Source organism: Enterobacillus tribolii, assembly GCF_003363015.1.
Taxonomy (GTDB): Bacteria; Pseudomonadota; Gammaproteobacteria; order Enterobacterales; family Enterobacteriaceae; genus Enterobacillus; species Enterobacillus tribolii.
In genome coordinates this window covers 965,192-984,225 of sequence record NZ_QRAP01000001.1, presented here as the reverse complement: position 1 = coordinate 984,225, position 19,034 = coordinate 965,192, and the positions used below count along the sequence as shown (strand labels likewise).

Annotated in this window: 10 protein-coding genes; 5 read left to right on the top strand and 5 right to left on the bottom strand. The window is 55.7% G+C overall.

The features are described 5' to 3' along the window. The first annotated feature begins 119 nt into the window (after positions 1-119). Positions 120-1,163: a GTP pyrophosphokinase gene (locus C8D90_RS04380; protein WP_162844353.1), complete on the top strand. Its 1,044-nt coding sequence runs from the start codon at positions 120-122 to the stop codon at positions 1,161-1,163. A gap of 141 nt (positions 1,164-1,304) precedes the next feature. On the opposite strand, the gene C8D90_RS04375 is transcribed toward C8D90_RS04380, so the two are convergent. Then, complete coding sequence (locus C8D90_RS04375) at positions 1,305-2,336, bottom strand: GlxA family transcriptional regulator (RefSeq protein ID WP_230472943.1); 1,032 nt, start codon at positions 2,334-2,336, stop codon at positions 1,305-1,307. Between the two features lie 479 nt (positions 2,337-2,815). Between C8D90_RS04375 and C8D90_RS04370 the strand changes: the two genes are divergently transcribed. The 4 genes from C8D90_RS04370 to C8D90_RS04355 are packed head-to-tail and all read left to right on the top strand — an operon-like array spanning position 2,816 to position 12,940. Beyond that, positions 2,816-3,226 (top strand): hypothetical protein, encoded by a 411-nt coding sequence (locus C8D90_RS04370; protein ID WP_115457149.1) that lies wholly within the window; start codon positions 2,816-2,818, stop codon positions 3,224-3,226. A gap of 48 nt (positions 3,227-3,274) precedes the next feature. Then, the gene (locus tag C8D90_RS04365; protein ID WP_115457280.1) at positions 3,275-4,102 is read left to right on the top strand and encodes a hypothetical protein; all 828 of its coding nucleotides are present in this window, start codon (positions 3,275-3,277) and stop codon (positions 4,100-4,102) included. Between the two features lie 52 nt (positions 4,103-4,154). Further along, complete coding sequence (locus C8D90_RS04360; protein ID WP_115457279.1) at positions 4,155-11,924, top strand: type I polyketide synthase; 7,770 nt, start codon at positions 4,155-4,157, stop codon at positions 11,922-11,924. After that, the gene (locus C8D90_RS04355; protein ID WP_230472942.1) at positions 11,921-12,940 is read left to right on the top strand and encodes an arylesterase; all 1,020 of its coding nucleotides are present in this window, start codon (positions 11,921-11,923) and stop codon (positions 12,938-12,940) included. Before C8D90_RS04360 ends, C8D90_RS04355 begins: the two co-directional genes overlap by 4 nt. Positions 12,941-13,008: 68 nt before the next feature. Here the strand turns inward: C8D90_RS04355 and C8D90_RS04350 are convergent, their stop codons facing one another. The 4 genes from C8D90_RS04350 to C8D90_RS04335 form a co-directional block, all read right to left on the bottom strand. Next, positions 13,009-13,722 (bottom strand): 4'-phosphopantetheinyl transferase family protein, encoded by a 714-nt coding sequence (locus tag C8D90_RS04350; protein ID WP_115457147.1) that lies wholly within the window; start codon positions 13,720-13,722, stop codon positions 13,009-13,011. Positions 13,723-13,862: 140 nt separating this feature from the next. Further along, entirely contained in the window at positions 13,863-14,840 is a 978-nt protein-coding gene (locus tag C8D90_RS04345) for an AraC family transcriptional regulator (RefSeq protein WP_115457146.1), read from the bottom strand. Positions 14,841-14,893: 53 nt separating this feature from the next. After that, entirely contained in the window at positions 14,894-17,242 is a 2,349-nt protein-coding gene (locus C8D90_RS04340; protein ID WP_115457145.1) for a beta-glucosidase family protein, read from the bottom strand. 1 nt (position 17,243) lies between these two features. Then, positions 17,244-18,620, bottom strand: a complete 1,377-nt coding sequence (locus C8D90_RS04335; protein ID WP_115457144.1) for an MFS transporter — start codon at positions 18,618-18,620, stop codon at positions 17,244-17,246. Positions 18,621-19,034 lie beyond the last annotated feature (414 nt).

The following is a 19,034-nucleotide window of genomic DNA, read 5'->3' as shown; positions in this document are numbered from 1 at the left end:
GATATGAGGCATATTGCGCGGAATATATCGTCTGGCACATTGCGACAAGTTTTTACTAACGGCTTTTTCTATTCTACGCGCCATTATCAGCATTAACATAGGCAAGGATGATCAAAGTAATGGCGTCTTTAGATTTCCGCACTGAACGGCTCAATTTTATTAAGTTTTATGAAGGTAATATTCAGCATATCGAAAATGCAAAAAACACTTTTCTGTCAATAATATCGTCGATTCTGGCCGATGAGGGTTTTGAAGTTCACTCCATTGTCGGCAGGGTGAAGGATAAGAATGAGTGCCTCAAAAAGTTCGCGGCCAAATACCAAAAGGTATTGGAAGATGAACAAACGCCGTATGAAATCAGTAAGTACATTAATGATTTAATCGGGCTGCGCATCGTGATGCTGTATGAGTCTGATATTAATAAAGTCGGTGATATTTTACAGAAAGAGTTTACCCTCCTGGAGAAAACAGACAAGAGTAAACTGCTGGAAGAAGAAGACAATGTATTTGGCTATAAGGGGCTGCATCTTGACATGAAAATGGCCGAGCCGCGCGCATCGATGCGTGAATATCAGGCCTATGCGGACTTCCCCTTTGAAATACAGGTTCGTACGATTATTCAGGATGCCTGGAGCGTATTGGATCACAAAATCAAATATAAAAAAGCCATTCCTAAATATCTTGAACGCCGGATTAACTCGTTAGCTGCGTTGTTTGAAATTGCCGATCGTGAGTTTCTGGATATTCAGCTGTCGAGCAAGAATGAAGAAAACAATGCCAAGTCATCATTGAATACCCATGAGAATATAAACTCCTTTACATTTTATCGTCTGCTTGAAGAGACGTTGCCTGACTTGCCGATACCGGAGAATCGGTTAGGCGAGTATGTAGACTATATTTTGAGCTACGGCGACTTATCCTATGATGAGTTCAAAGAGTATATCGTTGAGAATATTGCATTGGTACAAGAGTTCTTCTCCGGTTTATGGGAAAGAATTGGCGAGAACTATGAAACGGATGCTTTTTTGTATATTCCTTATATTTTGTATCGTGCAGATCCGCATAAATATAAGGGGATACTGCCGGGGTTCAGTGAGAAAGGCTTTAATGACTGGTGCCTTAAGAGCGGGTATGACGTGCCCGGGAAGGCGGGTGCCGAATAAGGTATTCTGGCTGGCAAATGGTCTGGTGCAGTCATGCACCGTTAGGGGTGATCGCTCAGGCGATCACCTGATTCGATAGCTGAACGGCTATTACCGGGGATTAACGCTGAATTGCTATATTCCATCCTGTCTTGACTCTGATTACGCACAAAACAGTTTAGCCCGAACCGTTTTACGGTAATCCCCCGGCGATATCGTTGTTTTAAGCTTAAACTGACGATTGAAATGTGAAATATCCTGATAACCCGATAAGATGGCGATCTCCTGGATGCTCAGATTTGTCGTTTGCAGCATCGTGATGGCCGCTTCGACCCGGACGGTAAGCAAATATTGCAGGGGGGACATATCGGTCGCGTTTTTAAAGCGCCGGCTGAAGTTACGCAAACTCATGCCCGCCATGTCTGCTAATGCCTGCATTGATATATCCGCGGTGTAATTTTCTTTTATCCAGGTTTGGATCTGCACAATATCTTCATCCGGATGAGGCGTATTCTCTTCCTGGTAGCATTGGCGCTCAAAATGGCTGCGGATTTCATGGAAAAAGGTGCGCTGTGTGTGGGTGGCGACGCTTTTACCGTAAATGGTTTCAATAAAATGAATCGTCAGGTCAGAAAGCGCCTTAACGCTGGCGGCACAGAATATATTCTGTGACTGGGTAATAAAATATTTTGCCTGCAAATTAACGTCGGGATAGTCATGGGCAAATTGTTTGAAATAATGCCAGTGGGTTGTGGCAGGCTTGCCGTTGAGTAATCCGGCTTCGGCAAGAAAGCAGCATCCGGTGCCGACGGCGGCGATACGTGCTCCGCTGACGGCCTTTTCTGTCAGCCATTCCAGCAGGTCGTGATGTTTGCGGATCACCGCTCTCGGGTTGCGCCATAATGCCGGCAGGTAAATAACATCATAGTCGCTTTCTTCCTCTAACGTGGCGTCGGCGGTAATGCTAAAGCTGCTGTGAGTTGGGATCGGATTTTTATTGCATGCAATTGTTTTTACCGTGAGGATACTTTCGGGTCTGCATTGCCTGAAAGTGCATTTTTCAACGTTTCCGGTAGGCGTTCTTTGTTCCGCCAAATAGCTGCTGGCCGCCGCTTTCCACATTTCTATTGGTAAGCTAAGACCAGAACTCAGCATGCGTTCGCACAGTACAAACCCAATTTTTGTATTCATCATATTCCATTAAAATCCCTGATTTATTATTAGGTTAGATATAATCCGAAGTGCGCTGGCCAAAAAAGTCAGCATTTTGGCCGGATTTTCATATTAACAATTGTTATGAATTTGTAAACTATTCTGTATATATTTTGTAAAAATAGTGATGAGAGGGAAGATGCAGATTGCCTTTATCAACTCAAAAGGAGGAGGCGGCAACAATGCCCCCGGCGTGGTTCACTCGCCGTAACGGTTGCATAAGCGATACGGAGAACAGGCCGTTGCTGATTATCTGCGGTGTAACCATCCGGTGCGGCAACACATAAACGCTTACGTTACGGCGCCGGCGTGCTAAACATGATTTATCTTTTCGGGCAACAGGAAGTGAATGAGGATAACGATTTCACTCTGGCTTTAATAAAGAACGTTTTTCATACCAGGGTATTTATGTTTCGGTAAACATCTTATTTTTACATGGAGTTAATAATTGGGGAGGTAATGTGACTAATCTCGGTGAGGTGCTGATTACCTTTGGCTGGAGCGGCATCGTCGTAGGTATTCTGATGGGCGGACTCATGGGCATGTATGCATTTAAAGGCCCGTTTCGCGCGCCGAAAGGACATGAAAATTATACCGATCTGAACCGCAGGATGCTGAGGCTGGCGCATATTGCTTTTATTATGCTGCCTTTAATTTCAATGTTGTATGGCATGAGTATTAATGATCTTCAGGTGCCGTATATTTATAAATATTACGCGGCTATTTGTATGATGGTGTTGTCCGTTGGCATTCCGGTATTGTTGATTGCCTCCTGTTTTTATCTGCCGTTTAAGTATGCCCAGGTGATTCCGTTTAGTTGTGGAATGTTTGCATTAGTTGTTATGGCTGCAGGCAGGGTATCAGCCCTGTGACGATTACTTGTTGTCTTAACTTAACAAGAGAGGCTGATCATGGAAAATATGGAAAAATTACTGAGCGCCCGTCAGCTCGGCAGAGACGCTATTGTTGTGACTATCGGAAAGGAAAATTATCGGCGTAATTATCAGTTCGCCAAGAGGCTTATTGATCGCATTGAATCGCATCCGCTGATGAGCAATCCTATTCTTTCTAAAATGAACGGAGGGGAATTTGATGCTCATCAGATGAAAGTCTTTCATCTGGAGTTTTATCATGCATTCGCCCAGGTTTTTACCGATGCGGTGATTGAGGCATTACGTTCAACCACGCAACTGGAGAGGCGCCTGGGGGGGCGCGCGAAAATGGCCGCGCGTTTTCTGTTACAGCTCAACCTGCTTGATGAGCTGGGCTTTCAGCCGGGCACCGGCAGCGATGGCGGTTATAACGGCCAGCCGTCGTTGGCGCATTACGTGCAGTTCTTTAATACCATGGAACAACTGGGCATGAGCGAGCGCGAAGTTAAAGCCTGGCTGCCAATGTCCAGTTCGGTCGCCTGCCGCGCAACGTTTGAAAATACCTATGGCGATTATACGCAGTTGATCGGGCTGTTGGCCGTGGCGGAGACGGTATTCCATGACTTTGCGACGCCGTGGGCAAAAAGCGTGGGTGTGGCAACCGATATTGACGTAACGACCGGCTACCACAGCATTCATGTGGAAACGGATACCGGTGAATCTATTGAGGACGGGCACTCCGAAGATGCCTGGATTTTATTCTGCCAGGCAATCACCGAGGATCGTTATGACGAAATAACGCAACACGTGGATCTGTGGCTGAAGGTCTGGAATGATTTCTGTCACGATCTGCTGGCTGGCCGCGCCGGAAAATAATATCACGCTGTTTTAATTTTCTATGATTAAACTGAGAATGAGAGCCGATATTATGCCGTCTCATCAGTTAGTTAACCGGAAATATCATTCTTTCAACCAGCTATTGCCCGGGCTTGCGGTTCAGCATACTGACAAGACGGCATTTGAATTTATCCACAGCGCGAAAGAAATAAAGACACAGAGTTATCTGCAATTGCATCAGCGCGCAGCGGCGCTGGCCGTGGCGCTCAGGCAATATGGGCAGCGGGGCGACAGGGTTATTTTGCTTTACCCCGACGGCGAAGATTTTATCGGCGCCTTTTTCGGCTGCCTTTATGCCGGAAGGGTTGCCGTTCCGGTGCCGATGCCGGCAAAAGCGGCGGGAAATGCCTGGGAACGGTTTGTCGGGGTTTTGCGTAATGCGCAAACGGAATATATCGTGACGACCGGCAAAGGGGCGGAAACATTAAGCCAGCTCGCTTTCCCACTGCCTTTGCTTATTTTCACGTTTGATCAATTACGCGGAATTACGCTGCCCGCCGGCTATCGCATACATTATTCCGACGCCGGTTTTACGGGGGACTTTACGCCGGAAGCGGCAGCGGAAGACACGCTGGCCTTTTTGCAATACACCTCGGGTTCAACCGGCGAGCCGAAAGGCGTCATGGTGACTCATGGCAACTTGTGGGCCAATTCTCAGGCTATTTATCATTACTTCGGCCATCACCGCGAAAGCCGCGGCATGATCTGGCTGCCGCACTTCCATGATATGGGGCTTATCGGCGGACTGTTGCAACCGGTGTTCGGGGCGTTTCCCTGCCGGGTTATGTCTCCCATGATGTTGATGAAAAATCCGCTTAACTGGCTGAGGCAGGTTTCTGAATTCCGGGCGACGACGTCCGGCGGCCCTAATTTCGCCTATGACCTGTGTGTGCGCAAAATCAGTTGCCAGCAGGCCGGCGAGTTGGATCTCTCATGCTGGGACGTGGCGTTTTGCGGCGCGGAGCCGGTTCGCCCCGCCACGCTGCGCCGGTTCAGCGAACACTTCGCCCCTGCGGGGTTTCGTTCGCAGGCATTTTTGCCCTGCTACGGTATGGCGGAAACCACGCTGATTGCTACCGGAACGGGGAAAGGAAAGGGCATTACCGTCGCCGAAGGGACGGCGGTGGTGAGCTGCGGCCATGCGCTGCCGGGTACTGATGTCTGCATCGTGGATCCTGACACCCAGCGGCCGCTTTCCGGCGGGCAAACGGGGGAGATCTGGTTGCGCGGACCGGGCATTGCGGCCGGATATTGGAATAATGCAGAGGCGACGCAGGCTACGTTTCAGGCACGGCTGGCGGGAGATGAGCGGGGCTGGTTGCGCAGCGGCGACCTGGGTTTTCAGCAGGCGGACGCGTTGTACGTTACCGGGCGGATGAAAGAGGTGCTGATCGTCAATGGTCAGAATCATTATCCGACGGATATTGAAGAGACGATCCGCCAGGCCGATGCCGCGCTGGCGGAGGCGACGGTGTGTGTTTTTGCCTGCGGAATGGCGCACGCAGAACAACCGGTTGCTCTGCTGGAGTTGTCGGAACGTCATAAAAATAGCCCGGGGATGGATGCGCTGGCCGCGCGGATAATGGCCGCCGTGGCGGAGCGGCACGGTATTACGCTGGGCGATCTGTTGCTGGTCGCCCGCCGGGGCATTCCGCGCACCACCAGCGGTAAATTGCAGCGTACCCGCGCCAGGACGCTGTATCAGCAGGATCGGTTGGCCGCGCAGTGGCGCAGTCGGGCCGTTGTGCCCAAACCCGCCCCCATCTCCGGCGACATGCCGCAAAGCGTGCCGGCATTGGCGGCGCATATCGCGGCGATTATCGGTAAGGCCGTCAACATTACGATCAGCGAGCAGCAGTGGGACGAGGCGTTTACCGCGTTTGGCCTGAACTCGTTACAGGCTGTCGGCGTGATTGGCGAGCTGGAGCAACATCTGGAACGGGAACTGTCGCCTTCGCTGATCTACGATTATCCCACCATCAACGCACTGGCGGCGGCCCTGTTACAGACGGCGGTGCCCGTTACGCAACCTGTCGCAGTGGCGACTGATAACGCCATCGCCATTATTGGCATCGGGGTGGCGCTGCCGGGGTATAGCGGCGTTGAGGCGCTCTGGTCGCTTTTGCAGCAGGGGCAACGTACGACCGGCGATATTCCGCCGCAGCGCTGGCAGGATTCGGCGCTCAGCGGATTTAACCGCAAAGGCAGCTTCTTTGAGCGCGTCGGCGACTTTGACGCGGAGTATTTCGGCATTTCGCCGCGTGAGGCGGTGTATATCGATCCACAGCACCGGCTGTTGCTTGAGACGGTGCAGCAGGCGCTGACGGATGCCGGGCTTCAGGCGTCGGCCCTGCGCGGAAGCGATGCCGCCGTGTTTGTCGGCATCAGCTCCAGCGATTACAGCCTGGCCTGCAGCGACACCGTTTCCGCCTATAGCGGGCTGGGCAACGCGCACAGCATCGCCGCTAACCGGATCTCGTATCTTTACGATCTCAAAGGGCCGAGCATGGCGGTTGATACCGCCTGTTCATCTTCTCTGGTGGCGATTGACGGGGCGATGCAAAGCCTGCGCGCCGGGCGCTGCTCGCTGGCGATAGCCGGGGGCGTGAATCTGGCGCTGACGCCGCATTTGCAGAAAATCTTTACCGAGGCCCAGATGCTGGCCCCCGATGGCCGGTGCAAAACCTTTGACGCCCGCGCCGATGGCTATGTGCGCGGTGAAGGCTGCGGCATCGTGATTCTCAAGCCGCTGGCGCAGGCGTTGGCCGACGGCGATCGCGTCTACGCCACGCTGGTTGGCAGCGCGATTAATCAGGACGGGCGCAGCAACGGCATTACGGCGCCGAACGGGCTGTCTCAGCAGGCGGTGATCGGCCGGGCGATGGCTGAAGCGGGCGTCGGCAGCGACCAGATTGATTATGTCGAGGCGCACGGCACCGGTACGGCGCTGGGGGATTTGATTGAGTATCAGGCGCTGGAGGCCGTGTTTGCCGAAAGGCGTCAGCCGTCGCCGGTACAGGTGGGATCGATTAAAACCAATATCGGCCACCTTGAGGCGGCGGCTGGCGTGTTCGGCGTGGTGAAAACCGCCCTGATGCTCTACAACCGGCGGTTTGTTCCCCACCTGAATTATCAGCAAAAAAATCCGCACATTGCCTCCATCAGCCGCCGGGTCGCGGTGACGGGCGCACGGGGAAGCTCATGGACAGCGGCGCAGGCGCGTTATGCCGGCGTCAGCAGCTTTGGCTTTGGCGGCACCAATGGGCATGTGATTTTGCGTGATTGCCCGGCAGCGCAGACGGCGGCGGAACAAGCGCTGCCGCAGGCTTTGTTGCTGGTGAGTTCGCACGACGCATCGGCATTTACCGCACGGCGAAACGCGATTGCCGATGGCCTGTGCGCACTGAACGAGAGCGATGTGCCGGCCTGGTGCCGCCTGGTCAACACCCGCGCCGATCACTTGCGCTACCGCGGCGTGGCCTGTGGCGCTGACGCACAGCAACTGGCGCAGAGCCTGGTGAAGCTCACTCCGCTCAGGGCAGGAAAGCCGTTGCCCCAGGTTTGGCTGTTCCCCGGCCAGGGCACGCAGCAAACCGGCATGGGGGCGGCGCTGTATCAGGATTTGCCGCATTACCGGGCTTGTTTTGATCGGGTGGCGGCCCTCGTTCTGCAACGTTATCGCGTTGACATTACCCCTGTGCTGAACGCACAGAATGGCGACTGGCAACGCTGCGCCCGGACGTGTCAGCTGACGCTGTTTGCCAGCAGCTATGCCCTGGCGGAGAGCCTGATGGCGCTGGGCCTGCGCCCGGCGGCGGTCATCGGCCACAGCCTGGGGGAATATTGCGCCGCCGTCGTGGCCGGCCAGGTCACGCTGGATGACGGGCTGGCGATGGTACATCAGCGCGCTCTGTTGATGGACAACCTGCCGCAGCAGGGCGCAATGGCCGTGGTGTTCAGCGGCGGGGAGGCCACGCGCCGGGCGATCGCGCCCTGGAAGGGGGATATCGACATCGCCGCCTTTAATACGCCGGCGCTGACCACGATTACCGGCGGGGCGAACGCCGTTGAGGCGTGTTTGCAGGCCATCTCCGCGCAGGGTGGTCATGCGCGGCGGATCAACACAACCCACGCATTTCACTCCCGCCTGATGGACCCCATGTTGCCCGCCTATCGCGACTGGCTGGCGCAGAACGTCACGTTCAGCGATGGAACTCTGCCGTTTTACAGCAACCTCGACGGCATGTCGCGCCCGCGCACCGATGCAGACTACTGGAGCCGGCAAATCCGCCAGCCGGTGCGCTTCCTGCAGGGCATTCAGGCGCTGACCGGGAAAGATGATTACGCCTTTATCGACCTGAGCGCCGACAGTTCGCTGGGCAAGTTTGTCGCCTCGATCGCGCGCAGTCAGCAGGTACTGCCCGCATTTGATCACCGTCATGAGTATAAATCGCTGATTACGTTGCTGGGCACAGTGTGGCAGCAGGGGCAGGACGTTGACTGGCAAAAACTCTATCGCGCTGCGGGGCGTGGGGCTTTGACGCTGCCGGCGGTTCAGTTTTGCCGGAAAACTTACTGGTTGGCGCAAGAACCGCCAGCGCAGGCAACTTCGCTACGTGAGGACGCTATGTCAAATCAACAACGGTTACGCGCTGAAATCAAAGCGATCATTGCAGGTTATCTCAGCGCGGAGCCGGAAACATTAGATGACGGCCTGCCGTTTCTGGAAATGGGGGCGGATTCCCTGGTTTTGCTGGATGCGATCAATACCATCAAAGACCGTTATGGCGTCGCGATTCCGGTTCGCGCGTTGTTTGAAGAGTTAAACACGCTGGATGCGGTGATCGATTATGTGGCGACACAGGCGCAACCGGTGAGCGGCGACGCGTTCGCTGAGCCGGCGGAGCCGCAGGCCCGGCCCGCCGCGGTTCCGGTGTTTCCTCCGGTGGGCGAACTCACGACGGGGGACTTGCAGGCGTTGATGGCGCGGCAGCTCGACGTGATGTCGCAACAACTGCGCGTGCTGGGCGGTGCGGCAGAATTGCCGCCTGTCCCGGCATTGCCGGCCACCGGCGAAGCGGGGCAGGCGCCATTGCAAGAGGCAACGCGCCAGACGATACCCGCCGCCGCACCGGCAAAGGCCGGGGCGCATAACAGCTGGTTCAAAAAGGAGACGAAAAAAAGCACGTCAGGCGCGGAACGCGACAGGCATCTGGCGCAGCTAACCGATCACTTCGTGGCTAAAACCGGCGGCTCTAAACGCCTTACGCAGCAGTATCGCGCCGTTCTGGCGGATAACCGCGCTTCCGCCGGCTTCCGCTTGTCCACCAAAGAGATGCTTTACCCGCTGGTCGGCGAGCGTTCGCAGGGCGCTTATATCTGGGATACCGACGGCAACGAATACATTGATTTTACTATGGGCTTTGGCGCCAACCTGCTCGGCCATGGGCCGGAATGCGTGCAGCACGCGGTGGCGGAACAGCTGGCGAAAGGGATGCAGATCGGGCCGCAGAGCGCGCTGGCCGGTGAGGTGGCGGCGCTGATTGCGGAACTGACAGGCCAGCAGCGCGTGGCGTTTTGCAACTCAGGGTCTGAAGCGGTGATGAGCGCCGTGCGCCTGGCGCGCGCGGTGACCGGAAAAAACAAAGTTGCGCTGTTCAGCGGTTCCTACCACGGCGTTTTTGACGGCATTCTGGGGCGCCAGCAGGGCGGCGAAATGCCCGAACGTGCGACGCCGGTTGCGCCAGGCACGCCGCCGTCGCTGGTTGAAGATCTGCTGGTGCTGGATTATGGCAGCGAAGAGAGCCTGGCGCAGATAGCCCGCTATGCCGGCCAACTGGCGGCGGTGATCGTGGAGCCGGTGCAAAGCCGTTATCCGGATCATCAGCCGTGGGAGTACCTGCACGCGCTGCGTAAGCTGACGGCCGATAACGATATCGCGCTGATGTTTGATGAGGTGATCACCGGCTTTCGCCTGGCGGCCGGGGGCGCGCAGGCGTATTACGGCGTGAAGGCGGATATCGCCTCTTACGGCAAGATCGTCGGCGGCGGTATGCCGATTGGCGTGATTGCCGGCTCGGCGCGCTTTATGGACGGCATCGACGGCGGTTTCTGGCAATACGGCGATGATTCCTGGCCGCAGGCCGACCTGATTTTCTTTGCCGGCACGTTCTCCAAGCATCCGCTGACGATGGCGGCCAGCAAGGCGGTGCTTGAGTACATCAAGCGCCATCCTGCGCTGTATGACGATATCAACCAGAAAACCCATGACCTGGCGCAGAACCTCAACATCTGGTTTGCCGCCACCGGCACGCCGATAGAGATCGTCTTTGCCGGCAGCCTGTTCCGTTTTAAATACAGCGGCAACTACGACATTCTGTTCCACCATCTGTTGCTGCGCGGCATTTTTATCTGGGAAGGGCGCAACTGTTTCCTCTCCACGGCGCATACCGCACAGGATATTGAACGGCTGATCAGCGCGGTCAAAGAGAGCGTTAACGCCATGCGCGCCGACGGTTTTTTCGGCGGGGAGGGATTACGGATAAACACGCCGTCTCCCGCCGCCGATCGCCAGCAGCGCTTCATACGGCTGGCCGCCCAGGATGAGAGCGGACTGCGCGCGGGTAACATCGGCGGCGTTATCGAAACGCCGCGCAGGGTGGATGGCGCGCTGATGCGCCAGGCGTGGACGTTGTTGAGCGAACGCCATGAGTCTTTGCGTATGCGGTTCAATGATGCGGGGGAACTGTGGGTGTCGCCGGATGCGGCGGCGGTTGAACTGCCGGATGAACCGGGCGATCCGGCGGCCTGCCTGAGTGAGTTCGTCGCGCGGCCTTTTGCGCTGGCGGCAGCACCGCCGGCACGGTTGCTAATGTTTCGCGATGCGGAGACAACGACGCTGGCTATCACGGCCCATCACGCCGTGGCGGACGGCTGGTCGTTTATGGTGATGCTGCGCGAATTACTGCATCTCTATGACGCGTTGTCCGCAGGCCAGCGCCCGGAGCTGACGCCACCACCGAGCTATTTGCGCTTTATCCATGCGGAAAAGACGGCCAGTGACGCAGAGACGGCGCGACGGCTGGCTGCTTTCCCGCCCGGCCGGTTCGTTCCCGCCGACTTGCCGGTGGTGAAGCAAACGGCGCCGTATCAGGGGAAACGCCTGAAGCAAAGCCTGACCTGCGCGGATCTGCCGGGCCAGTTACGCAAGGTTTCCGCTGAGTTGCGGGCCACGCGCTTCGCTGTGCTGAACGCGCTGTTTATCCTGACGCTGGAACAGTTTACCGGCGGCACATTGTTACCCGTCGCCGTGCCGGACGCCGGGCGTGATTTTTCCGGCAGCGAAGGTCTGGTCGGCCAGTGCGTCAGCCTGATGCCGTTGTGCCTGGACAGCGCGGCCTGCGCCTCATTGCCGGAATTTGTGGCGGTGGTACATCAGGCCGTGCTGGTCGGACGCGACGAACCGGCGCTGCCGTCGCGCTGCTTTCATGGCGGGCAGGCGCCGCTTCCCTTGCTGGCGACCTTCAATATCGAGCCGTATGCGCCGCTGGCGGAAATGCGCCAGTGGCAGGCGAACCTGGCGCTGTTCCCCGCCAGCGCGGTTGAATTCCCGCTGATGGTAAACGTGCTGGAAATGCCTGACGGACTGTCTGTGGAACTGGATTATCAAGAACGCTATTTCACGCAGGAGAATGCGGAAGCGCTGCTGGAGCAATACCTGACGGCGATTTCACTGCTGGCTGAACGCGGCGTGCATGCCGCGGGCCAGCGCTTCTACTCACCGGCCGCCGTGGAAGCATGATGAAAACGCGCGTGGTTATTGCGTTGGTTGCCGTAGTGCTGGGGTTTGTGATTGATCTGCTGATTGATGCCGGCGTCTTTTATCAGGTCCGGGATATCAATGTGCGGCAATGCCGGAAAATACCCGGCGTGAGCGGCGCGGAGGATATTGCGCCACTGCGGGAAGGCGGCGCGCTGGTCAGCAGTATGGATCGTCACGCCGGTCCGCCGGGCGCGCTCTATTTCGTCCGGGAAGGGCAAGCTCCCCTGCGTTTGCCCGGCGACTATCCGGCGGATTTCTTTCCGCATGGCATCGACGTGTGGCAGCAGGGCGGCGAGACGTGGGTTTATGTGGTCAGCCACCGGGTACGGGGCGATCGCATTGATGTTTTCCGCTTTGAGCGTGCCGCGCTGCGGCTGGTTTATCAGCCGGGAATGTCGCGCCATGTGGGAAGGAACATCAATGATATCAGCGTGATTGACCGGTCGCGCTGGCTCATGACGCGCGATCACGCCGGGGCCGGTTTGGCCGGGCGTATCGAGGACTATCTGCGCCTGCCGTTTTCCGGTGTATTGCTGGTGGATGAAAACGGCGTACATCCCTTGCTGGACGGGCTGCATTTCGCCAATGGAATTTACTTTGACCGCCGGCTGGCGCGGTTTTATGTGGCGGAAACCACCCGCGGCGCGGTGAGTAGCTGGGCCTGGCGCCCCGGCGGCGGGAACCCCGTTATGCTCGGTCGTATCGACGGATTGCGCGGCGTGGACAATATCATGCCCGATGGCGGCAGGCTGCTGGTGGCTGCGCATCCGCAGCTGTTGAAGCTGGCCGGGTATGAAGAAGATGCGCGGGCGCGGGCGCCGTCGCTGGTCTGGCGGTTGGTTCCCGGCCCAAACGGGGAGATGGAACGGGCGCAGATGTTGTATCAGAGCCACGGTCAGGCTCTGGCGGCGATCAGCGTTGCGGCGCCGCTGGACGGGCAGGTGATGATGGGCAGCGTGTTTGATGACGGGCTGCTGACGTGCTGGGGGCTATGAAATGGTGTTCACTGCGAGGCCATTTTCATGGCTCGTCCGGCGGGCAGGCTGTCATCCTGGCCGCCGGCTCAGGCAATCAGGGTCATGATCCGGTTGTCGAATACCGCGTAGCAGGCAGGTATCCGGCTGCCTTTGGGGCGGTCTGGCGTGAGCGTTTGGGTCAGCTCCAGCGTTATCCGCGGCGGGAAGCGCGTTATCTTACACACCCTGGCCGCGTCAAAACCAAAGAAATGCCCGACCTCAGGGTAGAGCGCTTTGAATAGACTCTCCTTGGCCGAGAACGCGATTAAGAGCGCGGTTTCATAATCCATATCACTGGCGGCGAGCAGCGCCTGTTCGTCTGCGTGGGTGAATATGCCGGCTGTCTCCCGCATCGTTTCCGGGGCGAACATTTCAATATCAATGCCGGGCGTTAACCCGGACGCCAGCGGTGCGACCAGCGCGATGGCGCGCCCGTCTGTATGTGAAAGGCTGCCGCACCAACCGGACGGCCAGAGCGGGGAGCGATCCGGCGCGTGGCCCGGTGCGGTATGGCATCCGCCGGCGCGCAATAACGTTTGCGCCGCGTAACGCGCCGCGAGATATTCCGCGCGACGTTTAATCACAGCGGTGTGCAGCGTTGGCGGAAAAGGGATAGCAAAACGTTCAAATAAGGCGTCCTGATAATGACGGATATCGAACAGGACCTGGCAATAACGCAGGGAAGGTAACTGGGTAATAAAACCGGCTTCACTCTGCGGAATAAAGGGATAAGCGGAATCTGTGGCGGTTAAGGTCAACATATTGCGCAAGGCCGTGAAGAGTGAAAGAGAATAAGCGTTATAGCTGCGTTGCCGCAGAGAGAGAATGTAACGTATCACAGACAGCCGCGCTAATGAATCCAACAGGGCGGTAACCGGTGAAAAACGTTTCCGGCGCCGATTTATCCGACGCGCATTTTTACTGTTTGCCGTGCCAGAACGCGGATTTTGTCCAGTAATGCATTATTCAACGGTAAACAGCGGAAATCTTCGGCTACGTTTACCGTGGGGCTGATCAGATTAAGATTACTGATATAGCGTTTACGCAGTTCCGTTGGCGTCATACCGCAATATTTATTGAAGGCGAAGATAAGGTGTTTATGTTCCCTGAAGCCGCAGATGTGACTGATTTCGGTAATCGGGATCTGTGTATCCTTCAATAACTGCTTGGCTTTATTGGTTCTGACCAGGGTCAGATACTCTTTGAAATTATGGTTGCTGACTTTCTTGAAAAGGCGGGAAAAATGGTGATAACTGACGCCGGCCTGATCGGCAAGCTGGCTGAGGCAGAGATCCTCATCATAATGCAGGTTAATGTACTCAATGCTCTTTTTAATTAATGTGCTGTCATGGGCGCAAATTTGCCCGCGCGGTTCAGGGTCGCCCGCTTTTTCCAGCGCATCGAGCAGCAAATAAATGGCGGAAATGCGCCGGAAAGAAGTTTCTCCGTGCACCAGATATTCCATCAGATTTATCAGCGTTTGGAATACGGTGTCGTCCTGTGCGGATAGCGGCGTTTGGCGCGGGGTGCAGCAATAATTCAGATGGGGAGCCTGGTGGGTTTCGTCGAACAGGCCCGGTGAAAACTGAACGGTGAGCAGACTGCTGCCGGGCATTCTTGCTTCCAGATAGTGTATTTCCTCCGCATTGATATACAGAATGTCTCCCGCTTGCGGCGTATGGCAGCGCTGGCCCACGTTGACAGAAAATGACCCCGACAGCACGAGGATCAATTCGGGCGCCGGGTGCCAGTGGGGTTCACAGTAATGCACGTCTGCGGCGAAGACATTCAGTTTTTCTGCGTCGAAGGCAATCAACTCACAGCCGGGCTGTTCGCGAGCCTGGGCGCTGAGTTTTTTGGTGACCGAAAAGGGAAACATACGCTGTACTCCGCCGCGCGGACTATCTGCTGCCGGGATAGTCCGCGATTATATCATGAGTTATTCAGGGCCGCGGATAACTCCGCGCGATCGATATCCAGCGCCAGAAACTCTGTGAGCGCGATGAACAAACCACAGAATAAATCAGGGGCGATCGCGATCAGCTTTTCTTTGACCACCGCTTTCGGCTGACCGCTCTTACCGGCGATCAGCGCGACAACCCGGTCGAAGGCGGGCGGATTTTTGATCAGCAACTGAAGTGAGTTATCCAGGCTGATCGGCGGGTAGTGCGGTTCGCTCAGAACCTCGATTTCCGTTTGCAGAACGATATCGCGCGAGGATTTGCCGATTTTGATGCCGTATTGCCCGGCTTCGGTAACCCAGCAACCCAGCGCCGGATGATAGCAGGCCAGATCCTGGTAGCTGAGCGTCAACGCCAGGGTTTGGGTTTCTCCCGGTTGCAGGGCGACTTTGGCAAACGCCTTGAGCGCCTGAGTTTCCCGCAACAGTTCGCCTGACGGCGGAGCAAGGTAAAGCTGTACGATTTCCTTGCCCGCACGTGCTCCGGTATTGGTGACGTCCACCCTTACGGTCAGTGGTGTACCGGGCAGCCAGCGCGGGGTATCAATACGCAGGTTGGCATAGTCAAAGCGGGTATAGCTCAGACCAAAACCGAAGGGGAACAGCGGCGTCATTTTACGCTTGTCATAGTAGCGATAACCGACGAACAGACCTTCGCCGTAATGATGACGCAGGTTTTCGCCCGGATAATGCAGCCAGGCCGGTGTTTCTTCCAGCGTATTGGGCACGGTGACCGTCAGTTTGCCGCTTGGGTTGACGTGGCCGAACAGGATATCCGCCACCGCTCTCCCCATCCCCTGCCCGGCGAAGAAGGTTTCCAGCACCGATTTGCAGCAGGGCAGCCACGGCATGACCACCGCATCGCTGTTCGCCAACACCACGACGATATTGGGCTGAATCTGAGCCACGGCGCGGATTAGCGCCTCGTGTGACGGCAGGATATTCAGGTCCTGGCGATCGCCGTTTTCACCGTCTTCACCAATCGCCGTGCTGACAAAAATGACTGCGACGTCCGCTGCCCGTGCGACATCCACGGCTTCTGCCAGGGTTTGCGGCGTGGTGACGTTATCGTCAGGCGCGCCGACGGCATAAGTGATCCGGAAGTCTTCGCCGGCGACGTCGAAGATCTCGTCCAGCGGGCGGTCGAGCAGCCAGGGAACCGTCGTGGCGCAGCCTGAGCCCTGAATGACCGGCTCCTGGGCCGGTTTTCCCAATACGGCGATGTTGTGAATTTTCCCCGCCGTTAACGGCAGCAGATCATCCTCGTTTTTCAGCAACACAATCGATTCCGCCGCTAACTGCTGAGCCAGTTTATGATGGCCGTCGTAGTCTGCGCGGCTGCCCGGCCGGCGATGGCGCTGTACTTTGCCAATCAGGTTCAGCATGCGCAGGCAGGCGCGATCCAGCACGTCCGCGGGAACGCTTCCGTCGTTAACCGCCGCCAGCAGTTCCTGCCGGTCGCGCTGGGTTTCAGGCATGGCTAAGTCATTGCCCGCCAGCAGGGAGGCCGGGCGATCCTTAATGCCGTACCAGTCCGACATCACCAGGCCGTCGTAATGCCATTCCTCACGCAATACCTGAGTGAGCAGGAAAGGGTCCTGAGAGGTCTGTACGCCGTTCAGGCGATTGTAGGAGGACATGACCGTCCAGGGGTTGGATTTGTCGATGGTGCGTTTGAATCCGGCGAGATAGATCTCACGCAAAGCCCGCTCATCAACGATGGAATCCATCTCCGTGCGGCGGAATTCGGAGTTATTGCAGGCGAAGTGTTTCAGGCTGGCGCCGACGCCCTCATCCTGCAGGCCGTTTATCATGGCCGCGGCGATATCGCCGTTGACGACCGGATCTTCCGAATAGTATTCATAGCCGCGCCCGGCAAGCGGGGTGCGGCGGATGTTAATCCCCGGCCCCAGCAAGATCCCGACGCCCATCGCCTGACATTCCCGTCCCAGCGCCTGGCCCATCTGGTAAACCAGGTCAATATCCCAACTGCAGCCCAGCGTGGAGCCGTTGGGAAAACAGGTTGCCGGTTCCGAGCGGCTGAACAGCGCTTCGCTGCCGCCTTTTTCCGTCGTGCCGGTATCAGAGGCGTCGCCGGCGCTTTGCGTTATTACCGCGAGGAAATCGTTGATGCTCCAGTTTTCCCCCTGTTCGATCTGGGCGGTGCTGTAGCGAACGCCGTAGGTGCCGTCAGTCATGACGATGCTTTCAATACCGTGCCGGGGAAATGCCGCCGTGCGCCACAGCCCTTTACCCGTCAAAAGTGCGACTTTTTCTTCTGCCGTCATGGCGGCGATTATCGCCTGGTAGTCATTGCTCATCTTACTGCGCCTCGGTGTGATGGGGTGTACGTGCGGCTATCTTTTGCACGATGCTGCGGTAGGTTTTCTCGTCCAGCGTGTAGAAAATAATAAAAACAGCGCTCAATACGAACATTAAGCACGGAAACAGCGTCATCATGATGTTGATGCCTTCAAGGGCGTTGGTGCTGATGTTGTCGGAGCTGTAGTCGAAGTAATCGAGCATCAGACCGGCGCAGCCGCCGCCAATAGCCATCGCGATTTTGGTAATAAAGTTGAAGAATCCGTAGATAGCGCCTTCGGCGCGTACGCCGTGTTTCCATTCGGCATATTCAACCGTATCGGCAATCATCGACCACATGGTGACGAAGCCGATCCCTAACGTGATGCTGTACAGGCAAACGCCGGTCATAATGAGCCAGATATTATCGCCGGCAATAAAGTACTGGAATAACAGACCCAAAATGCCAATCGCGAGTGCCAGCAACGTGATAGTTTTTTTGCCCATCAGAACAATCAGCTTTTCGGAAACGATGGTTCCTGCAATATAAGCCGCCGACTGAATGGCGAAAAATTGTGCCGTGAAGTTTTCGTCTTTAATAATGTATTTGATGAAATAAATGGCGATGGCCATCCAGACCGTATAGGCGATATAGAAAAAGACGGTAAATATGGAAAGATTGATCAGCGGCGGATTGCTGATAACGGCATTCAGCATTTCTTTCAGCGTTGGCGGCGACTGTACGTTATCAACGGCAACGCGTTCTTTCGTCATGCCGAAACAGGCGAGGAACAAGAAGGTTGCCAGCAGGGCGAAACAGGAGACGACGAAAACGTAGCCCATGCGCTGGTCGGTAAAGCGTGAAATGAGGACGTCTGCGCAGGTTGAGACGATCAGATAACCGAGAATTGCGCAGGTGAAGCGATACACCGACAGCGAGGCGCGTGAGTCTTCATGCTGCGTCAGGCGGTTGGTCAGCGCGGAGTAGGGGGTATTGACGGTGGTATAGGCCAGGCAATAAAGCGTGTAGGATACCAGGGCATAGACGAACTTCAGTTCGTTATTCACGGTAATAAAGCATAGCACCGTGAGAATGCCCAACGGCACTGCGCCATACAATAACCAGGGCCGGGCTTTCCCATGGCGGCTGTGCGTTTTGTCCACGACGTAACCGATGAAGATATTGAATACGGCATCGATAATGCGCGCGATCACAAAGATCAGGCTCGCCTGTGCGGCGGATATGCCATAGATATTGGTGTAGAAATAGAGCAAAAAGAGAGAGACGAAGCCAAAGGAAAGGTTCGAGGATAAATCACCCAGACCGTAGCCTATCTTTTCCCTGATACCGATTTTTACATAGCTGCTGGAGAGCTTAGTCGCATCATGAGTTGTCATCGCTTGTGTCCTGCGTCATTATTGTTTTTAAAATATACCGCCAGTTAATTATCTCTTCTTGCCATAATTTGATTGGATAATTACTGTTTTTTGTTTTCATCTTATTGGTGGGTGAAATTGTGATCATGGCGACATTTTATCATTGGATATATCCGATTAATACGGAATGGCAAGTTCGCAGCGATGGTTTATTGTTTTCTGAGTCACAAATTTATAAGTAAATGCCCGAAAAACAAAATAACGGAATAAATCGCGCAAATTAAGGGAAGACAGCGCTGAGTAATTTGTTTTAGATAATGCATGAAACAATTATATCTGTCACAGGTTTTATAAATTAAATAATGGTGATTGACGGCCTATGCCTGAGATTCAGGTTGCTTAGTCTTTCGCCGTATTAACGGATATCTGTTGAAA